The following is a 20,195-nucleotide window of genomic DNA, read 5'->3' as shown; positions in this document are numbered from 1 at the left end:
TGCAGTTCGGCCTTTGGAACACGGCAGATTACAGCTCTGCCAGTGCCTTTTTCAGGTTCTTTGCGATCTGGTCGGGGCAGCTGGTGGGGCGGGGGCCGCAGGTGGTGCCCTCCATCCGCTCAATGGCGTCCTCTGCCTTCATGCCCTTCAGCAGGCGGCTGATGCCCTTCAGGTTGCCGTTGCAGCCACCGACGACCTCGATGGACTCGATGGTGTGGTCGTCGTTCAGGACGATCTTGGTCAGCTTGGAGCAGGTGCCCACATTGGGGAACTCGAACGATTTGCTCATATCGGAAACATCCTCTCTTTTTACATTTTGGTGTTTTTATTATACTATTATTTCCGCTTCTGCGCAAGCGCTTCGATCCGGGCGATCTGGTCGTCCGGGGTCGTGCAGGTGCCGACCGGGTGGGGGTGCTTGTGGTTCGAGCCGTGAAAATCCGTGCCGCCGGTGCGGATCAGGCCGTACTGCGCACACAGGGCGATGCACTCGGCGCGGTCTTCCGGGCTGTTGCGGGGGTGCTCCACCTCAATGCCATCGATGATGCCCTCTTTGGCCAGCTGACGCACCAGCGGCATGCTCTTGTAAACGGTCGGGTGTGCAAACACCACGACGGCTCCCGCCGCTTTGGCCGTGGCCAGCACCTCCTGCACCGGCGGATACTCCGGCGAGTGCAGCACCACGCCGCGCGGCTCCCAGCCGAACAGACGGTGGTACTCCTCGCCGTAGATGCCCTCGGCCAGACCCAGCTCACACAGCGCCTGCATGATGCCGCTCTTGAACAGCACCCCGCTGTCCTTTGCATATTCCAGCGCCTGCTCGGTGCGGAACTGCGGGTAGATCTGCTCGATCTCCCGCGCACTTTGCAGGCAGCACTCGTTCCGGCGCTGGCGCATGATGTCGCAGTGGCGGATGAGCTCTGGGCTTTCCGGGTCGGGCCAGAAGGTCAGCAGGTGCACCCGGTGGTGCCGCTCGTAGTCGTAACCGGTCAGCTCGGTGGCCGGGATGAGCCGGACGCCGTCCTGAGTGGGGTGTTCGTAACAGTACCGGACGCTCAGGAGCGTGTCGTGGTCAGAAATGGCCATGGTGTCCAGCCCCGCACGCGCCGCCATGAGCGGCAGGCGGTGGATGGGCACAGAGCCATCGGAACAGGTGGAATGGTTGTGAAGATCGCCGGGCATTGTGTTTCCTCCCATGAAAGCCCAAAAAGCACCCGTCCCAAAAGGGCGAATGCTTTTTCGGCATCGTATCAATGCTTAGTGCTTATAGAAATTGATCAGGCAGCCGTCGGCCAGGATCTTGCGCTCGTCGGCGGTCAGCGGGGCCATGTACAGGCTGAACTCCTTTGCGGTGTCGCCCAGCACATAGGCCTTGATGTCCTGCAGGTCGCCCTTGAGGGCCTCGCGGACATTCGGGATAAAGACATAGTCGCCCAGACCGAACGGCGTTGCGCCCACCAGCTGCAGCGGCAGCATACCCCAGTTGATGAGGTTGGAGCGGTAGCGCTTGGTGGCGTACTCGGCAACGATGTTGGCACCGGCCCCCAGCACACGCTGGCAGCTGGCCGCCTGCTCACGGGCAGAACCATCGCCGGGCTTGACGGCAAAGATGGTAGACGAGAGCTGCACATCCTCCCAGGTCAGCTGCTCACAGCCGGGCACGGTGCGGATCTGTTCCAGCAGGGCCGCATCCCCCTGCCCGGCGCGGCGGGCGGCTTCTTCGGCCTGCACGGCCTTGGCACGGCCCACATACTCCGGGTCCTTGCGGCTGAGGGTGAACTCGGCCAGACCCAGAGGATTGGAACGGTAAGACGAAGTCTCACCGGAGGGGATCAGCTCGTCGGTGGTGGTGACAGGGTCGGTGATGTAAGATGCCACCTTCAGCAGCAGGTTATCGCCCAGCGGTGCAATTTCGGGCCAGTCCTTGATGTTGGGGCCAAGCTTGAGCAGGGCATCGTAATCGCCCTTGCCAAAGCCCTGATACACGCGGGTATCGTAGCTGGAAGGATCGTACTGATACTCCGGCACGGTGGGATCATAGTCGATATCGGTAGCCGGGGTCAGAATTCCGCCGTTGGCCGTGGTGGCCGCAATGCTGCGGGCATCCATCAGTGCCACTCCGGAAAGCTGGCCGTTGCCGGGCTTGGAGCCTTCGCGGCTGGGGAAGTTGCGGGTGGTATGGCGGATAGACAGCGCGCCGTTGGCAGGCACGTCGCCTGCGCCGAAGCAGGGGCCGCAGAACGCAGTGCGGACGGTGGCACCGCTGGCCATCAGGTCGTGGATGACTCCGGTGCGCACCAGTTCCATCATGATGGGCTGGCTGCCGGGATACACGCTCAGGGCGTAGTCACCGCAGCCGCCGGTGTGGCCCTTGAGGATGGAGGCAGCTTCATAAATGCTGTCGTACAGACCGCCTGCGCAGCCTGCGATCACGCCCTGATCCACACGCAGTTTACCGTTCTCGATCTTGCTGCACAGGTCAAGGCTGACATCCTTACGGCCGATCAGCTTCTGCACATCCTGCTCGCAGGCATGGAGAATATCCTCAAGGTTTGCGTTCAGCTCTTCAATGGTAAATGCATTGGAGGGATGCATGGGCAGTGCGATCATGGGGCGGATGGCAGAAAGGTCTACCTCTACCACACCGTCGTAATAAGCAAGGTCGGCCGGAGCCAGCTTCTTATAGTCGGCGGCACGGCCATGCACCGCAAGGAATTTCTGCGTCGTTTCGTCGGTTTCCCAGATGGAGGACAGGCAGGTGGTCTCGGTGGTCATGGCATCGATGGCGTTGCGGGTATCCTGACGCAGAGACGCAACGCCGGGGCCGACAAACTCCATCACCTTGTTCTTGACATAGCCGCTCTTGAACAGCTTGCCCACCAGCGCAATGGCCACATCGTGCGGGCCGCAGCCTGCAGGCAGAGAACCGGTGAGATAAATTGCAACAACACCCGGACGGGCCACATCGTAGGTGCGGCCCAGCAGCTGCTTTGCCAGCTCGCCGCCGCCCTCACCAATGGCCATAGTGCCCAGAGCACCGTAGCGGGTGTGGGAGTCCGAGCCAAGGATCATCTTGCCGCAGCCCGCAAACTTTTCGCGCATGTACTGGTGGATGACCGCCAGATGCGGGGGCACAAAAATGCCGCCGTATTTTTTGGCGGCGGACAGGCCGAAGCGGTGGTCGTCCTCATTAATGGTGCCGCCCACGGCGCAAAGGCTGTTGTGGCAGTTGGTGAGCACATACGGAATGGGGAATTTCTCCAGACCGGACGCACGGGCCGTCTGGATGATGCCCACAAAGGTGATGTCATGGCTGGCCATGGCATCGAACTTGATCTTCAGGTTTTCGGCATCGCCGCTGGTGTTGTGGGCCTGCAGAATGCTGTAGGCCATGGTGCCCTTGGGGGCATCCGCCACAGCGGCGGCATCAAAACCCTGCGCAGCCAGTGCCGCCGGGGCGTCTGCATCTGCGTTGACCCATGCGCCGCGCACATAGTACGCGCCGCCCGTGCTGCATTTGATGGATTCCAACATTTTCCTTCGCCTCTCTCTATCAGACCGGGGCTTTTCCCGCCTTTCCCTGCGGACGCCCTGGAGCCGGAGCCCTTACACCGCGGCTCCGCACTTCCGATGGTTCTTAGTCGAACAGCATCTCGTGGATGGCGCTGACGGCCTTGTCGGCATCGTCGCGGTTGATGATGCAGGAGATCTTGATCTCGCTGGTGGAGATCATCTTGATGTTGATGTTGTTGTTGGACAGTGCCTCAAACATCTTGGAAGCAACGCCGCTGTGGCTCTGCATACCGGCACCCACAATGGAGACCTTGGCGCAGGTCTCGTCACAGGTGGCGTTTTGGAACTTGCCGCTGTCCTTCAGCACACGCAGTGCGGTGTCTGCTTCGCCCTCAGAGCAGGTAAAGCTGATATCCTTCTTGCCGTCACGGCCGGTGGACTGCAGGATGATGTCCACGTTGATGTTCTTCTGGGCCAGCAGACCGAAGATCTTGAAGCTCATGCCCGGCTCATCGGGAACGTTCAGAATCGTGATAACAGCAACATCAGTGTCCTTTGCGACACCCTTGATCAGCATACCTTCCATGTCTTTTGTAACCTCCTTGACCACCGTACCGGGCACGGGATTCAGGCTGGAGAGCACCTCCAGCTCCACATTATACTTTTTGGCCAGCTCCACGCTGCGGTTGTTCAGCACCTGTGCACCCAGAGATGCCAGCTCCAGCATCTCGTCAAAGGTGATCTCATCCAGCTTGCGGGTGTTGCGCACCTTGCGCGGGTCGGCCGTGTAAACGCCTTCCACATCGGTAAAGATCTGGCAGCGGTCTGCGTGCAGGGCTGCTGCAATGGCAACAGCGCTGGTGTCGGAGCCGCCGCGGCCCAGAGTGGTGATGTCATCCATCTTGTTCAGGCCCTGGAAGCCCGCCACAACGACCACACGGTTGCGCTCCAGCTCAGAAGAGATGCGCTCTGTCTCCAAGCGGGTGATGCGCGCCTTGGTATAGGCGCGGTCGGTGCGGAAGCCAGCCTGCCAGCCGGTCAGGCTGATGGCATGGCAGCCCAGCTCATTCAGTGCCATGGCCAGCAGCGAAATGCTGATCTGCTCGCCGCTAGCCAGCAGCATATCCATTTCACGGGCCGAAGGGTTGTGGGTGATCTCCCCAGCCTTGGCGATCAGGTCATCGGTGGTATCGCCCTGAGCGGACACCACCACAACTACGTCATTGCCCGCGTTGTGGGTGTTTGCCACAATGCGCGCCACGTTGAAGATACGGTCACGGTCCTTCACCGAAGAACCGCCGAACTTCTGTACGATCAACGCCATATCTTGTCACTCTCCTCTTCTTCTGCCCTGCTTTTCTGCGCAGGGCGTACGCCTAATATCATTCCACCGTTGCGCCGGTGTTATCGGCATCCAAACGCAGCAATGTAAATGCTTCACATCCGTCCAGACCTTCCAGCTGTTCGAGGCCTGCCTCCAGGCCCTTGTAAAATTTCTCTGCGTCGGCGCGCTCGGCCACCGCCATCACGGTGGAACCGGCACCGGACACATACACGGCCTTTGCCCCGCACTGCTTTGCCAGCGCGAAGGCTTCCTTGGATCCGGGCATCAGCGGCATACGGTAGGGCTGGTGCAGCTTATCCTCGGTGGCAATGGCCAGCAGGTCGTGTCTGCCCTCGCAGAAGGCGGCGGGCACCAGCGCAGCGCGCGAAAGGTTATATACTGCGTCCTTGTGGGAGACCTCTTTGGGCAGGGCCGCACGAGCGGCTTCCGTCAGCAGCTTGTAGTCCGGCACGATGGCCGCGAAGCAGAGGCTCTGGTCCACATCCCGCTTGACGGAGTAGACCACACCGTCCTCGTAGACGCTGCTGGTCAGACCGCCCAGAAGAGCCGGGGCCACGTTATCCGGGTGGCCCTCAATGGAGGTGGCCAGCGTGAGCAGCTCCTGCGTGTTGAGCACATCGCCCAGCATCCGGTTTGCACCCAGCAGTCCCGCGATGATGCAGGCCGAGGAAGAACCAAGGCCGCGCGCCATGGGGATGGGGTTGGTCTGCACGATGCGGAGCGGCGGGATCTTCTTTCCCACCTTGTCGAACAGGCCCTTGGCCGAGCGGTAGACCAGGTTGGACTCGTTGCGGGGGATGCGAGTCCCGTCCGCTGCCGAGATGTCCAGCTTCTCGCTCTCTTCAAAGGTGACCGTATTATACAGCGTCACCGCCAGACCCAGCGCATCAAAGCCGGAGCCGATGTTTGCACTGGTGGCCGGGACAGAAACCTTGATCTTCATGATGGCTGCACCTTCCCTTTTATGCTTCCTCCGGCAGACGCTTGAGCACCAGCTTCACGCTGCCGCCCACGGCTTCCACCTTGCGGGCTGCTTCGGCCAGCGCTCTGGCGTCGGCCTTCTCGACAAAGTACGAGCAGCCGTCGAACCGCTCCTCCACGACTTTTCCGGTGCCGTAGATGGCTTCCACCACCGCCGGAGCAATGCCTGCTACACGCACATAATATGCAGCAGGAGCCGGGTCGGTGAGCATTCCCTCCACCGGCTCAGCAGGCTGCCAGAACAGGCTGTCGTGCACCTTGGAGCCATGCTTCAGGGCATCCACAACGTCGGCCACCACGGCGCTGGCGGTAGGCAGCTTGCCTGCGCCCTTGCCGTAGAACACCACGTCGCCCAGCATATCGCCCTTGACCAGCACTGCATTGAACACATCGTCCACGCTGGCCAGCTGGTTTGCCTTGGGCACCAGACACGGCTCCACACCGGCAGCCACGCTGCCGTCGCCACCCCGCTTCATCCATGCGATCAGCTTGATCACACAGCCCAGCTTTTCCGCCGCTTCCACATCTGCCGTGGTAATGGCACGGATGCCGCGGGTGGGAATGTTCTGGGGGTAGATCTGATGGCCGCACACCAGCGAGGACAGAATGGCGATCTTGCGGCAGGCATCACGGCCGTCCACATCGTCGCTGGGGTCCTTCGTCTCGGCGTAGCCCAGCTCTTGCGCGATCTTCAGCGCATCGTCAAAGCCCAGATTTTCGCGCACCATCTTGGTGAGCATGAAGTTGGTGGTGCCATTCACGATGCCCTCCACCTCGGTGATGACGTTTGCCGCCAGACACTGGTGCATCGGGGTAATGATGGGCGTACCGCCGCCCACAGAAGCCTCGAACAGGAAGGCACAGCCGTGCTCTTTGGCAAGGCCCAGCAGCTCTGCGCCGTAGGTGGCCACCATCTCCTTGTTGGAAGTGCATACGCTGCGGCCGCTCTCAAGGCAGGCCTTTACATACGGATACGCAAAGCGGGTGCCGCCGATGGTCTCCACCACCACCTTGATCTCCGGGTCTTCCAGAATGGTATCGAAGTTCTTGATGAAGAGATGCGCGGCCGGGTGGCCGGAGAAATCCTTCGGGTCAAGGATGTACTTGACCTCCACCGGCTCACCTGCACGGCGGGAGACACCCGCAGCGTTGCGGCACAGTACCTCGTACACGCCGCTGCCCACCGTGCCAAAACCTAAGATCGCGATTTTTGCCATGGTAAACCCTCGTTCCTCTCTCTTAGTTGTTTACAGATTGTACCCGCAGTGCACGCCTACCACCATACGCTGACGCGAAAGTTTTTCGGTCAGCTCTTCGGGGGTCATCTGCATGGTATCGGTGCGGATGGTGACTGCCACCAGTGCGGCACCGTTTTCCGGTGTGGACTGGTTGATGGTCACAATGCTTGCACCTGCGGCGCTGATGCCGGCCAGCAGGCTCTGCAGTGCACCGGTCTCGTCCCGCAGAGTAGCCATGACGGTGATCACCTCACGGCCATTCTCGGAGTCAAAAATGCAGTCCTTATACTTATAAAAAGCGCTGCGCGAAAGATCGACTGCGCGGGTGGCAGCGGAAATGCTGCGTGCCTCCCCGCTGGCCAGAAGTTCCTTGGCGCGCACCACCTTGAGAAAAACCTCAGGCAGCACCTGCGCATCTACCAGATAAAAGCGGCGTTCCAACTTGTTCACCTCACAAACACAAGTGTTCTTGCAGTGAATATAATAGCATCCGGCCCCCTGCAATGCAAGAGGTCGGATGCGTTTTTGTCAGATTATCCAGTTTTGATGCGTGAAGTGGCGCATCGCCTTGCCGGAATGGCACCCATCCCATGGGAAAAAGTATGAGTTTTGCGCTCAGTCGGTGTCGAGACCGGAAGTGTCCGCCGGGATGGTGGTCTGGTCGGCTGCGGGCTGGGCCGCCTGCGTCACGCCCGAAGAGTGGGAGTAATTGCAGGTATCGGGCAGGTCGTCCGCACGGTAATAACCAGTAGCGCGGCTGGGGCAGTTGGGGCCTGCCAGCAGACCGCTCTGGGTGCAGTAGCGGCGCTCCACCACGCCGTCTGCCGCCGGGAACGCCTTATAGGGCAGGTTCTTCTGGACCTCTTCCATATAGGCCTTCCACGCCATAACACAGGTACGGGTCTTGGCCTGCTGCTTACCCAGCGTCTTGGTCATATCATAGGGTGCATCGTAGCCCCACCACACGGCGGTAACGTAGTACGGCGTGCCGCCCACGAACCACAGATCCTTTTCGTCGCTGGCGGTACCGGTCTTGCCAAAGGCTTCCATGCCGTTGGAGTTGGGGTAGCGGCCGCCGGCGGTGCCCACGCTGGAGTACAGAACGTTCTTCAGCAGGCGGTTCATCACATAAGCGGTATCCGGGGTCAGGGCCTGATAGCTGGTGGAGTTGTTCTCCAGATAGATATTGCCGTCACGGTCCAGCACGCGGGTATACAGGTGCGGGGTGGTGTACTGGCCATCGTAGAAGATCTGGAACGCAGCTGCCAGCGCCGTGGGCGTAACGCCATGAGTCTGACTGCCCATGACCATCTGCGCCAGACCCACATCGTTTACCGGGTCCAGCGTGTTCAGCTGCAGGGTGTTGTACACAAAATTGAAGATGTTGCTTGCGCCCACCAGATCACCCACACGCACCGCAATGGTGTTCAGCGAGCGGGCCAGACCGTTCCACAGCGGCACATCACTGTTGTCGCCGTAGTTGCCGCCATAGTTGCGGGGCCAGCTGCGCCATGCGTTGGGATAAGCGCGCAGCTGCTTGTCGGAAAGGCCCATCAGGCCGTTCTTGCGGCAGTAATCCTCATCGCGGATCACCATATCCTGCTTCTGATACAAGGGCGAGTTGTTGAGCATGGTGGACCAGTTCACCAGACCATACTCTACACCCAGTGCATACGCACCGATAGGCTTGATGGTAGAACCCGTCTGACGATTGACACTGTAGGCACGGTTCAGCGAGAGGCTCTTGTTCTTTTCGCCCAGACCACCCACAATGGCGATCACATTGCCGTCATAGTCCAGCGTGACCATGGCTGCCTGAGTACGCACATTGCGGTAATAGTAAACGGTACCGTCGTCGCCGGTGCGGGTCTTGGGCGTACCGTCCTCGTTCATCACCTGTACATCGTCGTCCGAGATGGAGGTCACCTCTTCCTCATGCCAGCCGGCCGGGAAGTAGGCATCATCCGTGTTGAGCATCAGGTTTTCCATGGCAGTCTGCATCTTGGGGTTGACCGTGGCTTCGATGGTGTAGCCGCCGGTGTAGAGCATGTTCTGGGCCGTGGCTTCGTCCACGCCCTCCTTCTCCATGATGTCGCCGACCACCTCGTTGAACAGGGCATCGGTGAAGTAGCTGGTCACGGAGGAGGTGTTCTTCTTGCTGGTATCCTCGGCCAGTACCAGCGGCTGGGCCGCTGCGTTGCGGTAGTCCTCTTCGCTGATCACGCCCTGCTGCCACATGTTGTACATGAGGAAGTTACGGCGGTTGATCAGGTTTTCGGGGTTAGTGTAGGGGTTATAGTTGGTGGGGTTTTTGGTGATGGACGCAATGGTCGCACACTCCCACAGGGTCAGCTGACTGACATCCTTATTAAAGTATTCGTTGGCCGCAGTCTGCACGCCCTGAATGGTGCCGGTAAAGCTGATGGTGTTCAGGTACGCTTCCAGAATGGTCTCCTTGGAATAGCTGCGGCTCAGGCAGAGGGCGCGGTAGATCTCGCGCAGCTTGCGCAGTGCGCCTTCAATGCCGCTGGCGCTCTTGTCGTCGGTCAGGTTCTTGATCAGCTGCTGCTCCAGCGTGGATGCACCCTGCTTGGAGCTGTAGATGGGCAGCAGGTATTCGTTGACCATTGCGCCGATGGTGCGCTTGAAGTTGACGCCGGGCTCGTTGTAAAAGTCCTTATCCTCGGTGCAGATGAACGCATACTGCAGGTTCGTGGGGATCTGCTCCAGATCCGCCCACACGCGGTGGCTGTTGGAAGAGCGCAGCGTGGCATACTCCACCTGTGCACCGGTGTCCGGGTCGGTGGCCATCACCACACTGGACTGGCTCAGCTCAATGTTGTCCAGATCCAGCAGGTCGCCGTCGTTGGCGGTAGCCTGCACCACGTAATAGACCATACCCACCATCAGCAGGCTGCCCGCCATAATGCCCAGACAGATCAGCGTCGCGAGGGTGCGGCCCAGGAACCGCAGCAGGGGGTGCCTGCTCTTCTCCTTCGGCTCCTTGGGGGGCTTCCCGCTGGGAGCCGGGTCCCGGCGGCTGTTGTTCACATTGACTTGACGTCCCACGGAAGGCTGGGGTACTCTCTTCGCCCCGCTCTGGTGGATCTTTCTTGGTTCGATAAGGATCGCCTCCTGACCGGCCACTGGGCCGATGATTCGCTGGTAATACGACAAACTGCCCCGCCCGGTCCGACCGGCAAAAGGACAGGATTTTCCCCGGATAAGGGTAGTATAGCACATTTTGCCCTGCAAAGTACAGCATTCTGCTGTGAAAATTCTGTTCTTCTGTCTGGAAAACTTTCTTTTTGCGCATACTACCGTTTGAAACTTTCCCTGCAAAGGAGTGATTTCCCTGTGCGCAAGCTCGTTCTCTGCCTGTTTTATGCGCTCTGCGCCTTTGCCATCGTGTTCAGCCTGTTCTGGATGGCCCTCCCCCGGCTGACGCTGCCCTCCCCTGCCCCGCAGGACGAAGCGCCGGACTCGGTGCCGCTGAGTCTGGCGGCGCAGGCTCTGCCGGAGCGGACAGCCCTCTACTATCTCTGCGACGAGGGCGGGATGCTGACGGTCTATGCCTGCGGGGCCGACGGGGAACCCGCCGACCGGTTGGAGGAGACCGGCATCTACGTCAACCTTCTGCCCGAAAACGACGCCCTCCGCATCAAGCAGGGCCTTGCGGTCTACAGCGAGACCGAGCTGCGGACCGTGCTGGAGGACCTGGGAGAATGACAGAGACCCTCCCGCCGGGGAGGGTCTCTGTCATCGGTGCATTACGCTTCCATGGCTTCCAGCGGCACAAGGTAGTCCTTGCAGCACTGTTCGTAATGGAGCGAGTATTCCTTGGTGGGGTTGTGGTGCATGATGCTCTTGAGGGTGTGGGAGTCGTAGTCCTCGCCGGCATCCATGCCGATCAGGCGGGCAGCAACGTTGGAGCAGTGATCCGAGATGCGCTCTGCATTGTTCAGCACATCCAGGAACACGACGCCGGTGTCGATGGAACAGATGCCATTCTTCAGGCGCTTGATGTGCTGATCGCGCAGCTTTTCGACCATGATGTCGATGACCTCTTCCAGCGGCTCCACCTGGCGGGCCAATGCGACGTCAGTGTTCTCAAAGGCGTCGTTCGTCAGGTCCAGCACACGCTCCATCGCGCCGGTGAGGAGCTTGAGCTCCTCCTTTGCATGGTCGCTGAAGGACGCTTCCTTCTCATAAAGCTCCTCGGATTTTTCCATAATGTTCACCGCATAGTCGCCGATGCGCTCGAACTCGGTAACAAAATTCAGCAGTTCGGTCACAGTGTGGCTCTCATCGTCGCCCAGCTCCTGATCGGTCATCTTGATCAGATAGTTGGAGATCGCTACCTCCATGCGGTCGATCAGGTTCTCCCGGACGTTCACCGCGCTCACGACGTCTTCGTCCATCTTCAGCAGCAGCGGTGCAGCCAGATTCACATTGCGGGCAGCACGGCGGGACATCTTGATCACAGCGCTCTTAGCCTGCTGCAGGGCCACAGCCGGGCTTTTGAACAGACGTTCATCCAGCACCGGCATGCTCAGCTCCTGTGCTTCCTCGGCGCTGTCCGGCACAGTGAGCAGTGCCAGCTTGGACAGCACGCCGCTGCACGGCAGGAACAGCAGCATGGCGCACACGCTGGAAAGGGTGTGGATGTTTGCGATGGTGCTCTTGTTCATCACATCGCCCCAGACGGGGATGCCGATGGTGTAACGCACCGCATAGATGGCCGCCAGCAGCACCACGCTGCCGATGATATTAAAATAAAGGTGGATCAGCGCGGTGCGCTTGCCGTCCTTGGAGGAGCCGCCAATGGTGAGCAGCGGCGTAAAGGCCGTGCCGATGTGTGCGCCCAGAATAATGGGGATGGCAGAGCTGAAGGTGACCAGACCCGTGCTGGACAGTGCCTGCAGGATACCCACCGATGCCGAGGAGGACTGGATGATCACCGTGACCACCACGCCCACCAGAATGCCCAGAACGGGATTCGTCATGGTAACGAACAGATTCTGGAACACGGCGCTCTCACGCAGAGGAGCCACACCGGTGTCCATCAGGCTCATGCCGGTAAACAGGATGCCGAAGCCCAGCATGATCTGGCCGATGTTCTTCCTTTTAGCGCTGCGCAGGAACACATAAAAAATGCAGCCGATAAACGCCACCACGGGCGCAAAGGTCTTGGGCTGGATCAGTGTCAGCCAGAGACTGTCACCGGAGATATCCGCCATGCGGATCAGCTGGCCGGTAACAGTGGTACCAATGTTTGCACCCATAATGACACCTACCGACTGCGTAAGGGTCATGATGCCGGAGTTTACCAGACCGACACAAATAACGACCGTGCCGGCCGAGGACTGGATGACACCCGTGATGAGGGTGCCAAAAATAACGCCCTTGAGCGTTGAGGAGGTCAGCTTTTGCAGCACGCCCTGCATTTTGCCGCCCGCCAGCTTCTCCAGGCCGGCGCCCATGATCGACATGCCGTACAGGAACAGCGCAATACCGCCCAACAGAGAGGTGATGTGTGTGATATCCATCTCGATACTCCTAAAAATGTTCTTCCTTTTCTTTCTGAACAGACAAAGGACGGCCGCCGGGCTCTTTCTGCCTGAACGCCGTCCTTTTTATTATAGCATCGAGCGGCCCGTTTCAACAAGCCTTATTTTACATGTTTTTTGCGTTTTTGATACATTTTTGCGCGGTTCGCCGGGTTTTGGCACAGTTCTTTTCGCAGATTTTACATGGATTTTACAAATGATTCAGTTTGCCGCAGCTGACGCCATTTCCCGCCGCCGGGCCGGTTTTGCGGCGGACTGCTCGGCGCGGGTCTTATCGTAGCAGTAACGGATGATCGCCTGCCTGCGCACGATGCCAATGAAGATGCCGCGGTCATCCACAACCGGCACAAAGTTCTGGTTCATGGCCGCTTCGATCAGCTGATCCATGCTGGTGGTCACGGTGACAGCCTTGTAGTCGCGCTTGTGGGCAAAGCTGGAAATGGGGACATCCTCAGCCGCTTCCAGATCCAGACCATGGAACTTTTTCAGCCCCCAGAGAATGTCGCCCTCGGTCAGGGTGCCCACATATTTTCCCTGCCGGTTGAGCACCGGAATGGACGCGTAGCGGTTATTCTCCCACTTTTCCAGCGTCTGCCGAAGGGTGAAATCGTCGTAAACATACATCAGATCCTGCTTGGGTGAAAGGAAAAACAAAATGTTCATCATCAGCTCTCCTATCGAAAAACAAATTCTGCCGTTGTGGGCGCAGCGCCCCGTCTCTCTGATTTGATTTTAGCACTTTTTCACAGCGAGTTAAAGGGAATAATCATACTTTTTAGATTTTATTCACAGTCATTTTTCGCTCTTTTTCAAAACATGCGGAAAAACCATGCACTCTGGCGCATTTTGTGCTATACTAAGCAGAAAGGAACTGCCCACCAGGCCCTCTGGCACTGCGGCCCTGTTCTCAGGATACCCACTGCGGCGCTCGAAATCGGGTGCAATGGGGTATGTCCGGCACAGGAGTTGCAATTTTCCGCTGTACACCGGGCCGTTAAAGAGGTATAATAAGCGTGTAAGATTCCTTTCCCGGTTCGCCGGGCCAAATCAAATAATCTGATAAAAGGAGCAGAGCGACTATGATCACTTCCCGTTTCCCTCTGGGGGATGTCAGCTTCTCCGCCGAGTATTTTTCGACGCTCGTGGGCGAAGCAACCAAACAATGCTACGGTGTGGCCGCAATGACCCCCCGCGATCTGACCGACAAGGTGCGGAGCATGGTGCGCGGCGCTGATTTTTCTGCAAAGGGTGTCCGTGTCACGCAGGAGGATGGTCGTCTGGTGATCGAACTGCACATTGCAGTGAGCTATGGCCTGAACATTTCCACCGCCGCACGCAGCATCTCTCACCGCGTCAAGGACGAGGTAGAGCAGGCTACCGGCCTGAAGGTTGCCCGCGTGATCGTCTCCGTGGACGACGTGATCGCCTGATCGGACAAGAGAATAAGGAGAAAATTCAAATGATTTCTGGTAAGATTTTGCGTGACGCCATTATCTCTGGCGCCAACAACATCAACAATCAGCGCTCCCGCGTGGACGAGCTGAACGTTTTCCCTGTTCCTGATGGCGACACTGGCACCAACATGGGCATGACCGTGGGTGCTTCTGTGCGCGAGCTGGAAGCATTGGACGACAGCTGCACCGTGGGTGAGGCTTCCAAGACCGCTGCTTCCGCCATGCTGCGCGGCGCACGCGGCAACTCCGGTGTTATCACCAGCCTGCTGTTCCGCGGCTTCTCCAAGGCGCTGGAAGGCAAGAAGGAAGCCACCGCTGCCGACATTGTCGAGGCTCTGAAGAAGGGTGTCGAGGGCGCTTATAAGGCCGTTATGAAGCCCACCGAGGGCACCATCCTCACGGTTGCACGCATTGCCTCTGAGGAAGCTGCTGCCTGCGGTGCCGAGGATGTGCCCGCTCTGTGGGATGTGGTGATGACCGCCGGCCAGAAGGCTCTGGAGGACACCCCCAACCTGCTGCCTGTTCTGAAGAAGGCCGGCGTTGTGGATGCCGGCGGTCAGGGCATCATGATTATCTTTGAGGGCATGGGCAAGGTGTTCCATGGCGAAGGCATCGTGGCAGGCGGCGAGGCTGCTCCCAACAAGGCAAAGCTCTCCACCGAGAACGCCGGCAAGGGCGTGTTCACCGACGACCTGATGAAGGTGGAGGACATCAAGAACGGCTACTGCACCCAGTTCCTGATCAACAAGTATGAGGGTGCAAGCGCCGCAAAGATGCGTGCCTTTGCAGAATCCAACGGCGACAGTGTGGTGTGCATCGAGGATGACGATGTGATCAACCTGCATGTGCACACCGCTGATCCCGGCAAGATCCTGAGCGAAGCCATCAAGTATGGCTACCTGACCAACTTCAAGATCGAGAACATGCACGAGCAGTTCCTGGCCCGTCAGAAGCAGGGCAAGAGCCTGGAAAAGCAGGCTTCTGCTGAGAAGGCCCCTTCTCAGTCCAGCGAGTTCGTCTACGCTGCTGTGGACCCCAGCCGTGACTATGGCTTTGTTGCTGTTGCCGCCGGTGAAGGCCTGAAGGCCGTGTTCACCGATCTGGCTGCAGACGCAGTGGTCTCCGGTGGTCAGACCATGAACCCAGCCACCGAGGATATCCTCGCCGCCATCCAGAGCGTGCCCGCAAAGACCGTGTTCGTGCTGCCCAACAACAAGAACATCATCATGGCTGCTGAGCAGGCCCAGAAGCTGGCCGACCGTCAGGTGGTCGTTCTGCCCACCCGCACCGTGCCCATGGGCATTACCGCCATGCTGAACTTTGATCCCTCTGTGAACGCCGAGACCAACACCATCAACATGATGGCTGCTGCCGACAAGGTGTCCACCGGTCTGATCACCTATGCTGCCCGCGACAGTGAGTACGACGGCAAGCGCATCAGGAAGGGCGAGATCATGGCTCTGGAGAACGGCAAGATCGTTTCCACCTCCAACGATATCACCAAAGCTACCTACCGTCTGGCACGCGGCATGTGCAAGAAGGATTCCAGCTTCGTCACCATCATTTCCGGCTGCGACGTGAGCGATGAGGATGCCGAGAAAGTGACCGAGATCGTAAAGGCAAAGTGCCCGAACCACGTTGAGGTCAGCCACATCCGCGGCGGCCAGCCCGTTTACTATTATATGATCAGCGTGGAGTAAACACTCCCCCGTTCTGCTGAATTTTTAAGCACCTGCGATTTTTGCCGCGGGTGCTTTTTTAAAGCAAAAGTGCCTGCACAGCTAAAGCCGTGCAGGCACTTTTGCTTTCAGAATCCTCAGAAGAAGCTCACCTGACTGCTCTCCGGCAAGTCGCCCAGAGCGCCCACCTGACGCAGACGGTCCAGAATGCTGCTGCCGACACCGGAAGCCTGCTGCAGCTCTTCCACCGAGATATATTCTTCGCCGTGGATGGTCACCTTTTCCAGTGCATCGGCGGCAGCACCGCCAAGACCCTTCAGCGAAGAGAAAGGCAGACGCACCTTGCCGTCCTCCACCACATACTTGGAGCCGCGGCTCTTGCCCAGCTCAATGGGCAAAAACTCGTAGCCGCGCACCAGCATCTCGTTGACGAGCTGCAGGCTGACCAGCACATCTTCGTCCTTGGCGTTCTTCTCTTCCTTCAGGCGGCGCTTGACTTCTTCCATGTGAGCGCGGGCCACTGCCGCACCGCCCACAGCGGCCTCATAGTCGATGTCGTCGCCGCGTACGGTAAAGTATACCGCATAGAACTCCGGCGGACGGTAGATCTTGAACCACATCAGACGAATGGCCGACATCAGGTAGGCCACGGCATGGGCCTTGGGGAACATATACTTGATCTTGCGGCAGCTCTCGATGTACCAGTCCGGCACCTCGTGCTCCCGCATGGCTTCCTCCCAGCCATCCTTGAAGCCGCCCTTGGCCACCTTGCCCTTACGCACAGCCTCCATGATATCAAAGGCCATCTTGGGTTCCAGACCCTTGCGCAGCAGGTACAGCATGATGCTGTCACGGCAGCCAATGACCTCCGCAATGGTGCAGGTGCCGCTGCGGATCAGCTCGTCCGCGTTGCCGGTCCACACATCAGTGCCGTGGGACAGGCCCGAGATCTGGATCAGTTCGGAAAAGTTCTTGGGGCGTGCCTCCACCAGCATACCGCGCACGAAGTTGGTGCCCATTTCCGGGATGCCGAAGGTGCCGGTCTGGCTGTCGATCTGCTCCGGGGTCACGCCCAGCGCTTCGGGGCTGGTCAGCAGGCTGTACACCTTGGGGTCGTTCATGGGGATGCTGTCGATGGGGATACCGGTGTACTCCTCAAAATACTTGTAGAAGGTGGGCATATCGTGGCCCAGTTCGTCCAGCTTGAGCAGGGTATCGTGCAGGTACTTGAACTCGAAGTGGGTGGTCAGCAGGCCGCCTGCCACATCGTCCGCCGGGTGCTGGATGGGGCAGAAATCGTAGATCTCGTAGGTATCCGGCACAACGACCATGCCGCCGGGGTGCTGACCCGTGGTGCGCTTGACGCCGGTGCAGCCCAGAGTCAGGCGGTTCTCCTCCGCATGGTTCACCGTGCGGCCGCGCTCATCCAGATATTTTTTGACATAGCCGTAGGCGGTCTTGTCCTGAATACCGGACACGGTGCCCGCCTTGAACACGTTGGCTTTGCCGAACAGCTCCTCGGTATAGCGGTGCACATTGGACTGATATTCGCCGGAAAAGTTCAGGTCGATATCCGGCTCTTTATCGCCGTAGAAGCCGAGGAAGGTCTCGAAGGGAATATCGTGGCCGTCCACCAGCATCCGGGTGCCGCAGTTGGGGCAGTTTTTATCCGGCAGGTCAAAGCCGTCGTCCACGCTGCCGTCGGTGATGAACTCGCTGTGCTTGCACTTGGGGCAGCGATAGTGGGGCGGCAGGCTGTTCACCTCCGAGATGCCGGAGAAGTGGGCCACGGCCGATGAGCCGACCGAACCACGGCTGCCCACCTGATAGCCGCCCGCGTTGGAATAGGCCACCAGTTTGACCGCAATGACGTACAGCACGGCGTAGCCATGGCCGCAGATGGAGTCCAGCTCCTTCTGCAGCCGCTTTTCCACAATTTCGGGCAGCGGGTCACCGTAATCGCGCTTGGCGTGTTCCCACGTAGCATCGCGCAGCTGCTGCTCTGCACCCTCGATGCTGGGCGGGTAGGTGCCGCGCGGGATGGCGCGGACATTGCCGTCGATGGAAGCCGCGATCTTGCGCGGGTTGGTCACGACGATCTCATACGCCTTTTCTTTGGGCAGATAGCTGAACTGTTTCAGCATGTCCTCGGTGGTGCGGAAGAACAGCGGCGGCTGGTTGTCGGCATCTTTAAAGCCGTTGCCCGCCTGCAGCACGGCACGGTACGCCGCATCCTCCGGCTCGGTAAAGTGCACGTCGCCGGTGGCAATGACCGGCTTGTGCAGATCTTCGCCCAGCTTGATGACCGTGCGGTTGAAGTTTTTGATGTCCTCTTCGCTGTCCACCTTGCCGTCCCGCACCATGTAGGCGTTGTTGCCCAGCGGCTGGATCTCAAGAATATCGTAGTAGGACGCGATCTTCTTCAATTCCTCGTAGGAGCGTCCCTCCACGATGGCCCGGTACAGCTCGCCGGCTTCGCAGGCGGAAGTGAGCAGCAGGCCGTCCCGGTATTTGTTCAAAAGGCTCCGGGGCACCCGGGGCTTTTTGAAAAAGTAGTTCACATGGGCTTCGCTGACGATCTTGTACAAATTTTTCAGGCCCATCTGGTTCTTGACCAGAATGATGAGGTGGTAATACTTCTTTTTCAGCACCTCGCGGTTGCCGCCAAGGCCGGTGTTGATCTCACTGACCTTTGCTACCTGCTTTTCTTTCAGGTCGTTCAGCATGACCCCGAAGATGCGGCCCAGCGCGGCAGAATCTTCACAGGCACGGTGGGCCTCGTAGGCAGGCAGCTCCAGATGCTTGTTGATGGTGCCCTGCTTGTAGTTGTGCAGGCCGGGGTACATGGCCTGCGCCATGGTCAGGGTGTCGATATAGGTCGGTTCAAACGAGATGCCGCTCCGTTTGGCCGCGATGCGGAGGAAGCGGATGTCGAACGAGTGGGCGTTGTGGGCCACCAGAATGCGCCCGCCTGCAAAATCCAGGAACGCCTGCAATGCCTCGGCCTCACTGGGGGCATCGGCGACCATTTCGTTGGTGATGCCGGTCAGCTCGGTGATCTTGGGGGTGATGGGCTTGCCGGGCTTGACAAAGGTATCAAATTCCTCCACCACTTCGCCGTTTTTCACGATGACGGCACCGATCTCGGTCATATACTCCACGCCGGGGTCAAGGCCTGTGGTCTCGGTATCAAACACGCAGAACTCCCCGTCCAGCGGCTGATCCTTCACACCGTATACACAGGGGATCATGTCGTCCACAAAGTAGGCTTCGCAGCCGTAGATCAGCTTGAAGTCCGGGTCTGATTTATGGATATCGTCCGCTGCCAGCATGGCTTCCGGGTAACCCTGACACACACCGTGGTCAGTGATGGCAACGGCCGGATGTCCCATGCGGTGGGCCAGCTTGACGATGCCGCCGGGGTCACAGAAGCCGTCCATGCTGGAAAGCTTGGTGTGCAGATGCAGCTCTACACGCTTGACCGGTGCGGTATCCTCCCGCTTTTTGCGCTCCACGATGAGCACATCGTAGGGGTAGACGATATAATCGTGTTCGTACTTGTCGTAGGAGCAGTCGCCGCGCACGATGAGGGTGGTGCCTTTGCCAAGGCTCTCCCACTTGGAGCAGTCCTCACCTTCCTGCGCGCGGATCTTCAGGTTGATGGAGCCCTGATAATCGGTGATGGATACGGTATAAATTTTGCGGAAGTTGCCCTTGACCTCCGAGAAGAACACATCGCCCCAGATCGTGCACTTGCCGCCCTCGCCGCCAAGGTCTTTCAGCGGGGTGAGGTTCTTGGGGGTGAACATCTTGCCGTGGAAAATGGTGACGGGCTTATCGGTCAGGTCCAGACCATCCACCTTGATGGACGGTGCTGTGTTCTTTTTCTCAAACTTGACCACCGGTGGCGCGATCTTGCGCTCCAGCTTTTCTTCCATCTGGTGCTGCTCGGCTTCGCTTACAGCGCTTTGCAGCGTTACCTGCGGCGTTACCCCGGTGTGGGCTGCAATGCGCTCTGCCAGCAGCTTTTCAAAGTGCATCTCCTGCAAAAACTTGGTGCCATGGCATACGCCGATGGTGATCTTCTGTCCGATGATGTTGATCTTGCACCGGTCCAGAAAGCCGTTGATGGGCACGCCGTCCCGCTTCATCTCTTCCATCAGATCGCGCAGGGCCGCTTCGTCCAGCATGGCATAGCCAAACAGGTTCTGGATGCGCAGCTCAAAGCCCTCATAATCCGGCTGCAGGGATGCCAGCAGCCGGGCACAGAGATTTTTGTCCAGCGGCGCACCGCTGCGCAGGGTAAAGATGACCTGCCGCTCCTGCCGCAGCATCTGCGCATGCTCCACAATGACCTGCCCGAAGCAGGCCGCAAATGCCGGGTCCACCATGAACTGCGGCCACAGGTTGGATAC

At 59.1% G+C, this 20,195-nt stretch carries 14 protein-coding genes; 3 read left to right on the top strand and 11 right to left on the bottom strand.

The genetic code is table 11. The features are described from left to right. Positions 1 to 28: 28 nt before the first annotated feature. The 8 genes from ACNQFG_RS09615 to ACNQFG_RS09580 all read right to left on the bottom strand — a co-directional run bounded on the left by ACNQFG_RS09615 (position 29) and on the right by ACNQFG_RS09580 (position 10,146). The gene (locus ACNQFG_RS09615; RefSeq protein WP_097792504.1) at positions 29 to 289 is read right to left on the bottom strand and encodes a TIGR03905 family TSCPD domain-containing protein; all 261 of its coding nucleotides are present in this window, start codon (positions 287 to 289) and stop codon (positions 29 to 31) included. A 47-nt stretch (positions 290 to 336) separates the two neighbouring features. After that, the gene (locus tag ACNQFG_RS09610; RefSeq protein ID WP_423404733.1) at positions 337 to 1,182 is read right to left on the bottom strand and encodes a PHP domain-containing protein; all 846 of its coding nucleotides are present in this window, start codon (positions 1,180 to 1,182) and stop codon (positions 337 to 339) included. 75 nt (positions 1,183 to 1,257) lie between these two features. Further along, positions 1,258 to 3,534 (bottom strand): hydratase, encoded by a 2,277-nt coding sequence (locus ACNQFG_RS09605; RefSeq protein ID WP_423404732.1) that lies wholly within the window; start codon positions 3,532 to 3,534, stop codon positions 1,258 to 1,260. A 103-nt stretch (positions 3,535 to 3,637) separates the two neighbouring features. Next, positions 3,638 to 4,837 (bottom strand): aspartate kinase, encoded by a 1,200-nt coding sequence (locus ACNQFG_RS09600; RefSeq protein WP_423404731.1) that lies wholly within the window; start codon positions 4,835 to 4,837, stop codon positions 3,638 to 3,640. A gap of 58 nt (positions 4,838 to 4,895) precedes the next feature. Continuing rightward, positions 4,896 to 5,801 carry a homoserine kinase gene (gene thrB / locus ACNQFG_RS09595; RefSeq protein ID WP_423404730.1) on the bottom strand — a complete coding sequence of 302 codons (906 nt, stop codon included), beginning with the start codon at positions 5,799 to 5,801 and terminating at the stop codon, positions 4,896 to 4,898. Positions 5,802 to 5,820: 19 nt separating this feature from the next. Next, a complete protein-coding gene (locus ACNQFG_RS09590) occupies positions 5,821 to 7,056 on the bottom strand; it encodes a homoserine dehydrogenase (protein ID WP_423404729.1) in 1,236 nt (411 codons plus the stop codon). Between the two features lie 30 nt (positions 7,057 to 7,086). Then, the gene (locus ACNQFG_RS09585; RefSeq protein ID WP_005945891.1) at positions 7,087 to 7,527 is read right to left on the bottom strand and encodes an ACT domain-containing protein; all 441 of its coding nucleotides are present in this window, start codon (positions 7,525 to 7,527) and stop codon (positions 7,087 to 7,089) included. A 165-nt stretch (positions 7,528 to 7,692) separates the two neighbouring features. Beyond that, complete coding sequence (locus ACNQFG_RS09580) at positions 7,693 to 10,146, bottom strand: transglycosylase domain-containing protein (protein WP_423404728.1); 2,454 nt, start codon at positions 10,144 to 10,146, stop codon at positions 7,693 to 7,695. 288 nt (positions 10,147 to 10,434) lie between these two features. Here ACNQFG_RS09580 and ACNQFG_RS09575 point away from each other — a divergent pair, with 288 nt between their 5' ends. After that, positions 10,435 to 10,806 (top strand): hypothetical protein, encoded by a 372-nt coding sequence (locus ACNQFG_RS09575; protein ID WP_423404727.1) that lies wholly within the window; start codon positions 10,435 to 10,437, stop codon positions 10,804 to 10,806. A gap of 41 nt (positions 10,807 to 10,847) precedes the next feature. On the opposite strand, the gene ACNQFG_RS09570 is transcribed toward ACNQFG_RS09575, so the two are convergent. Beyond that, positions 10,848 to 12,626: a Na/Pi cotransporter family protein gene (locus ACNQFG_RS09570; protein ID WP_423404726.1), complete on the bottom strand. Its 1,779-nt coding sequence runs from the start codon at positions 12,624 to 12,626 to the stop codon at positions 10,848 to 10,850. A 222-nt stretch (positions 12,627 to 12,848) separates the two neighbouring features. Further along, positions 12,849 to 13,310 (bottom strand): CBS domain-containing protein, encoded by a 462-nt coding sequence (locus tag ACNQFG_RS09565; RefSeq protein ID WP_423406577.1) that lies wholly within the window; start codon positions 13,308 to 13,310, stop codon positions 12,849 to 12,851. Positions 13,311 to 13,726: 416 nt separating this feature from the next. Here ACNQFG_RS09565 and ACNQFG_RS09560 point away from each other — a divergent pair, with 416 nt between their 5' ends. Beyond that, positions 13,727 to 14,077, top strand: a complete 351-nt coding sequence (locus tag ACNQFG_RS09560) for an Asp23/Gls24 family envelope stress response protein (RefSeq protein ID WP_423404725.1) — start codon at positions 13,727 to 13,729, stop codon at positions 14,075 to 14,077. A 29-nt stretch (positions 14,078 to 14,106) separates the two neighbouring features. After that, a complete protein-coding gene (locus ACNQFG_RS09555; RefSeq protein WP_207698984.1) occupies positions 14,107 to 15,801 on the top strand; it encodes a DAK2 domain-containing protein in 1,695 nt (564 codons plus the stop codon). A 116-nt stretch (positions 15,802 to 15,917) separates the two neighbouring features. Here ACNQFG_RS09555 and ACNQFG_RS09550 read toward each other — a convergent pair whose 3' ends face one another. Next, positions 15,918 to 20,171 carry a PolC-type DNA polymerase III gene (locus ACNQFG_RS09550; protein WP_423406576.1) on the bottom strand — a complete coding sequence of 1,418 codons (4,254 nt, stop codon included), beginning with the start codon at positions 20,169 to 20,171 and terminating at the stop codon, positions 15,918 to 15,920. Between the last annotated feature and the right edge of the window lie 24 nt (positions 20,172 to 20,195).

The organism is Faecalibacterium prausnitzii (assembly GCF_049532945.1).
GTDB lineage: Bacteria > Bacillota > Clostridia > Oscillospirales > Ruminococcaceae > Faecalibacterium > Faecalibacterium prausnitzii_N.
The sequence above is the reverse complement of the archived record's forward strand: the minus strand, read 5'-3'. Positions and strand labels throughout refer to the sequence as shown.

Excerpts from the sequence above, each read along its gene's own strand:
- ACNQFG_RS09550 (WP_423406576.1), bottom strand. The coding sequence starts at position 20,171 with ATGGTGGACCCGGCATTTGCGGCCTGCTTCGGGCAGGTCATTGTGGAG.
- ACNQFG_RS09610 (WP_423404733.1), bottom strand. The coding sequence starts at position 1,182 with ATGCCCGGCGATCTTCACAACCATTCCACCTGTTCCGATGGCTCTGTG.
- ACNQFG_RS09590 (WP_423404729.1), bottom strand. The coding sequence starts at position 7,056 with ATGGCAAAAATCGCGATCTTAGGTTTTGGCACGGTGGGCAGCGGCGTG.
- ACNQFG_RS09570 (WP_423404726.1), bottom strand. The coding sequence starts at position 12,626 with ATGGATATCACACACATCACCTCTCTGTTGGGCGGTATTGCGCTGTTC.
- ACNQFG_RS09565 (WP_423406577.1), bottom strand. The coding sequence starts at position 13,310 with ATGAACATTTTGTTTTTCCTTTCACCCAAGCAGGATCTGATGTATGTT.
- ACNQFG_RS09600 (WP_423404731.1), bottom strand. The coding sequence starts at position 4,837 with ATGGCGTTGATCGTACAGAAGTTCGGCGGTTCTTCGGTGAAGGACCGT.
- ACNQFG_RS09555 (WP_207698984.1), top strand. The coding sequence starts at position 14,107 with ATGATTTCTGGTAAGATTTTGCGTGACGCCATTATCTCTGGCGCCAAC.
- ACNQFG_RS09560 (WP_423404725.1), top strand. The coding sequence starts at position 13,727 with ATGATCACTTCCCGTTTCCCTCTGGGGGATGTCAGCTTCTCCGCCGAG.
- ACNQFG_RS09605 (WP_423404732.1), bottom strand. The coding sequence starts at position 3,534 with ATGTTGGAATCCATCAAATGCAGCACGGGCGGCGCGTACTATGTGCGC.
- ACNQFG_RS09615 (WP_097792504.1), bottom strand. The coding sequence starts at position 289 with ATGAGCAAATCGTTCGAGTTCCCCAATGTGGGCACCTGCTCCAAGCTG.
- thrB (WP_423404730.1), bottom strand. The coding sequence starts at position 5,801 with ATGAAGATCAAGGTTTCTGTCCCGGCCACCAGTGCAAACATCGGCTCC.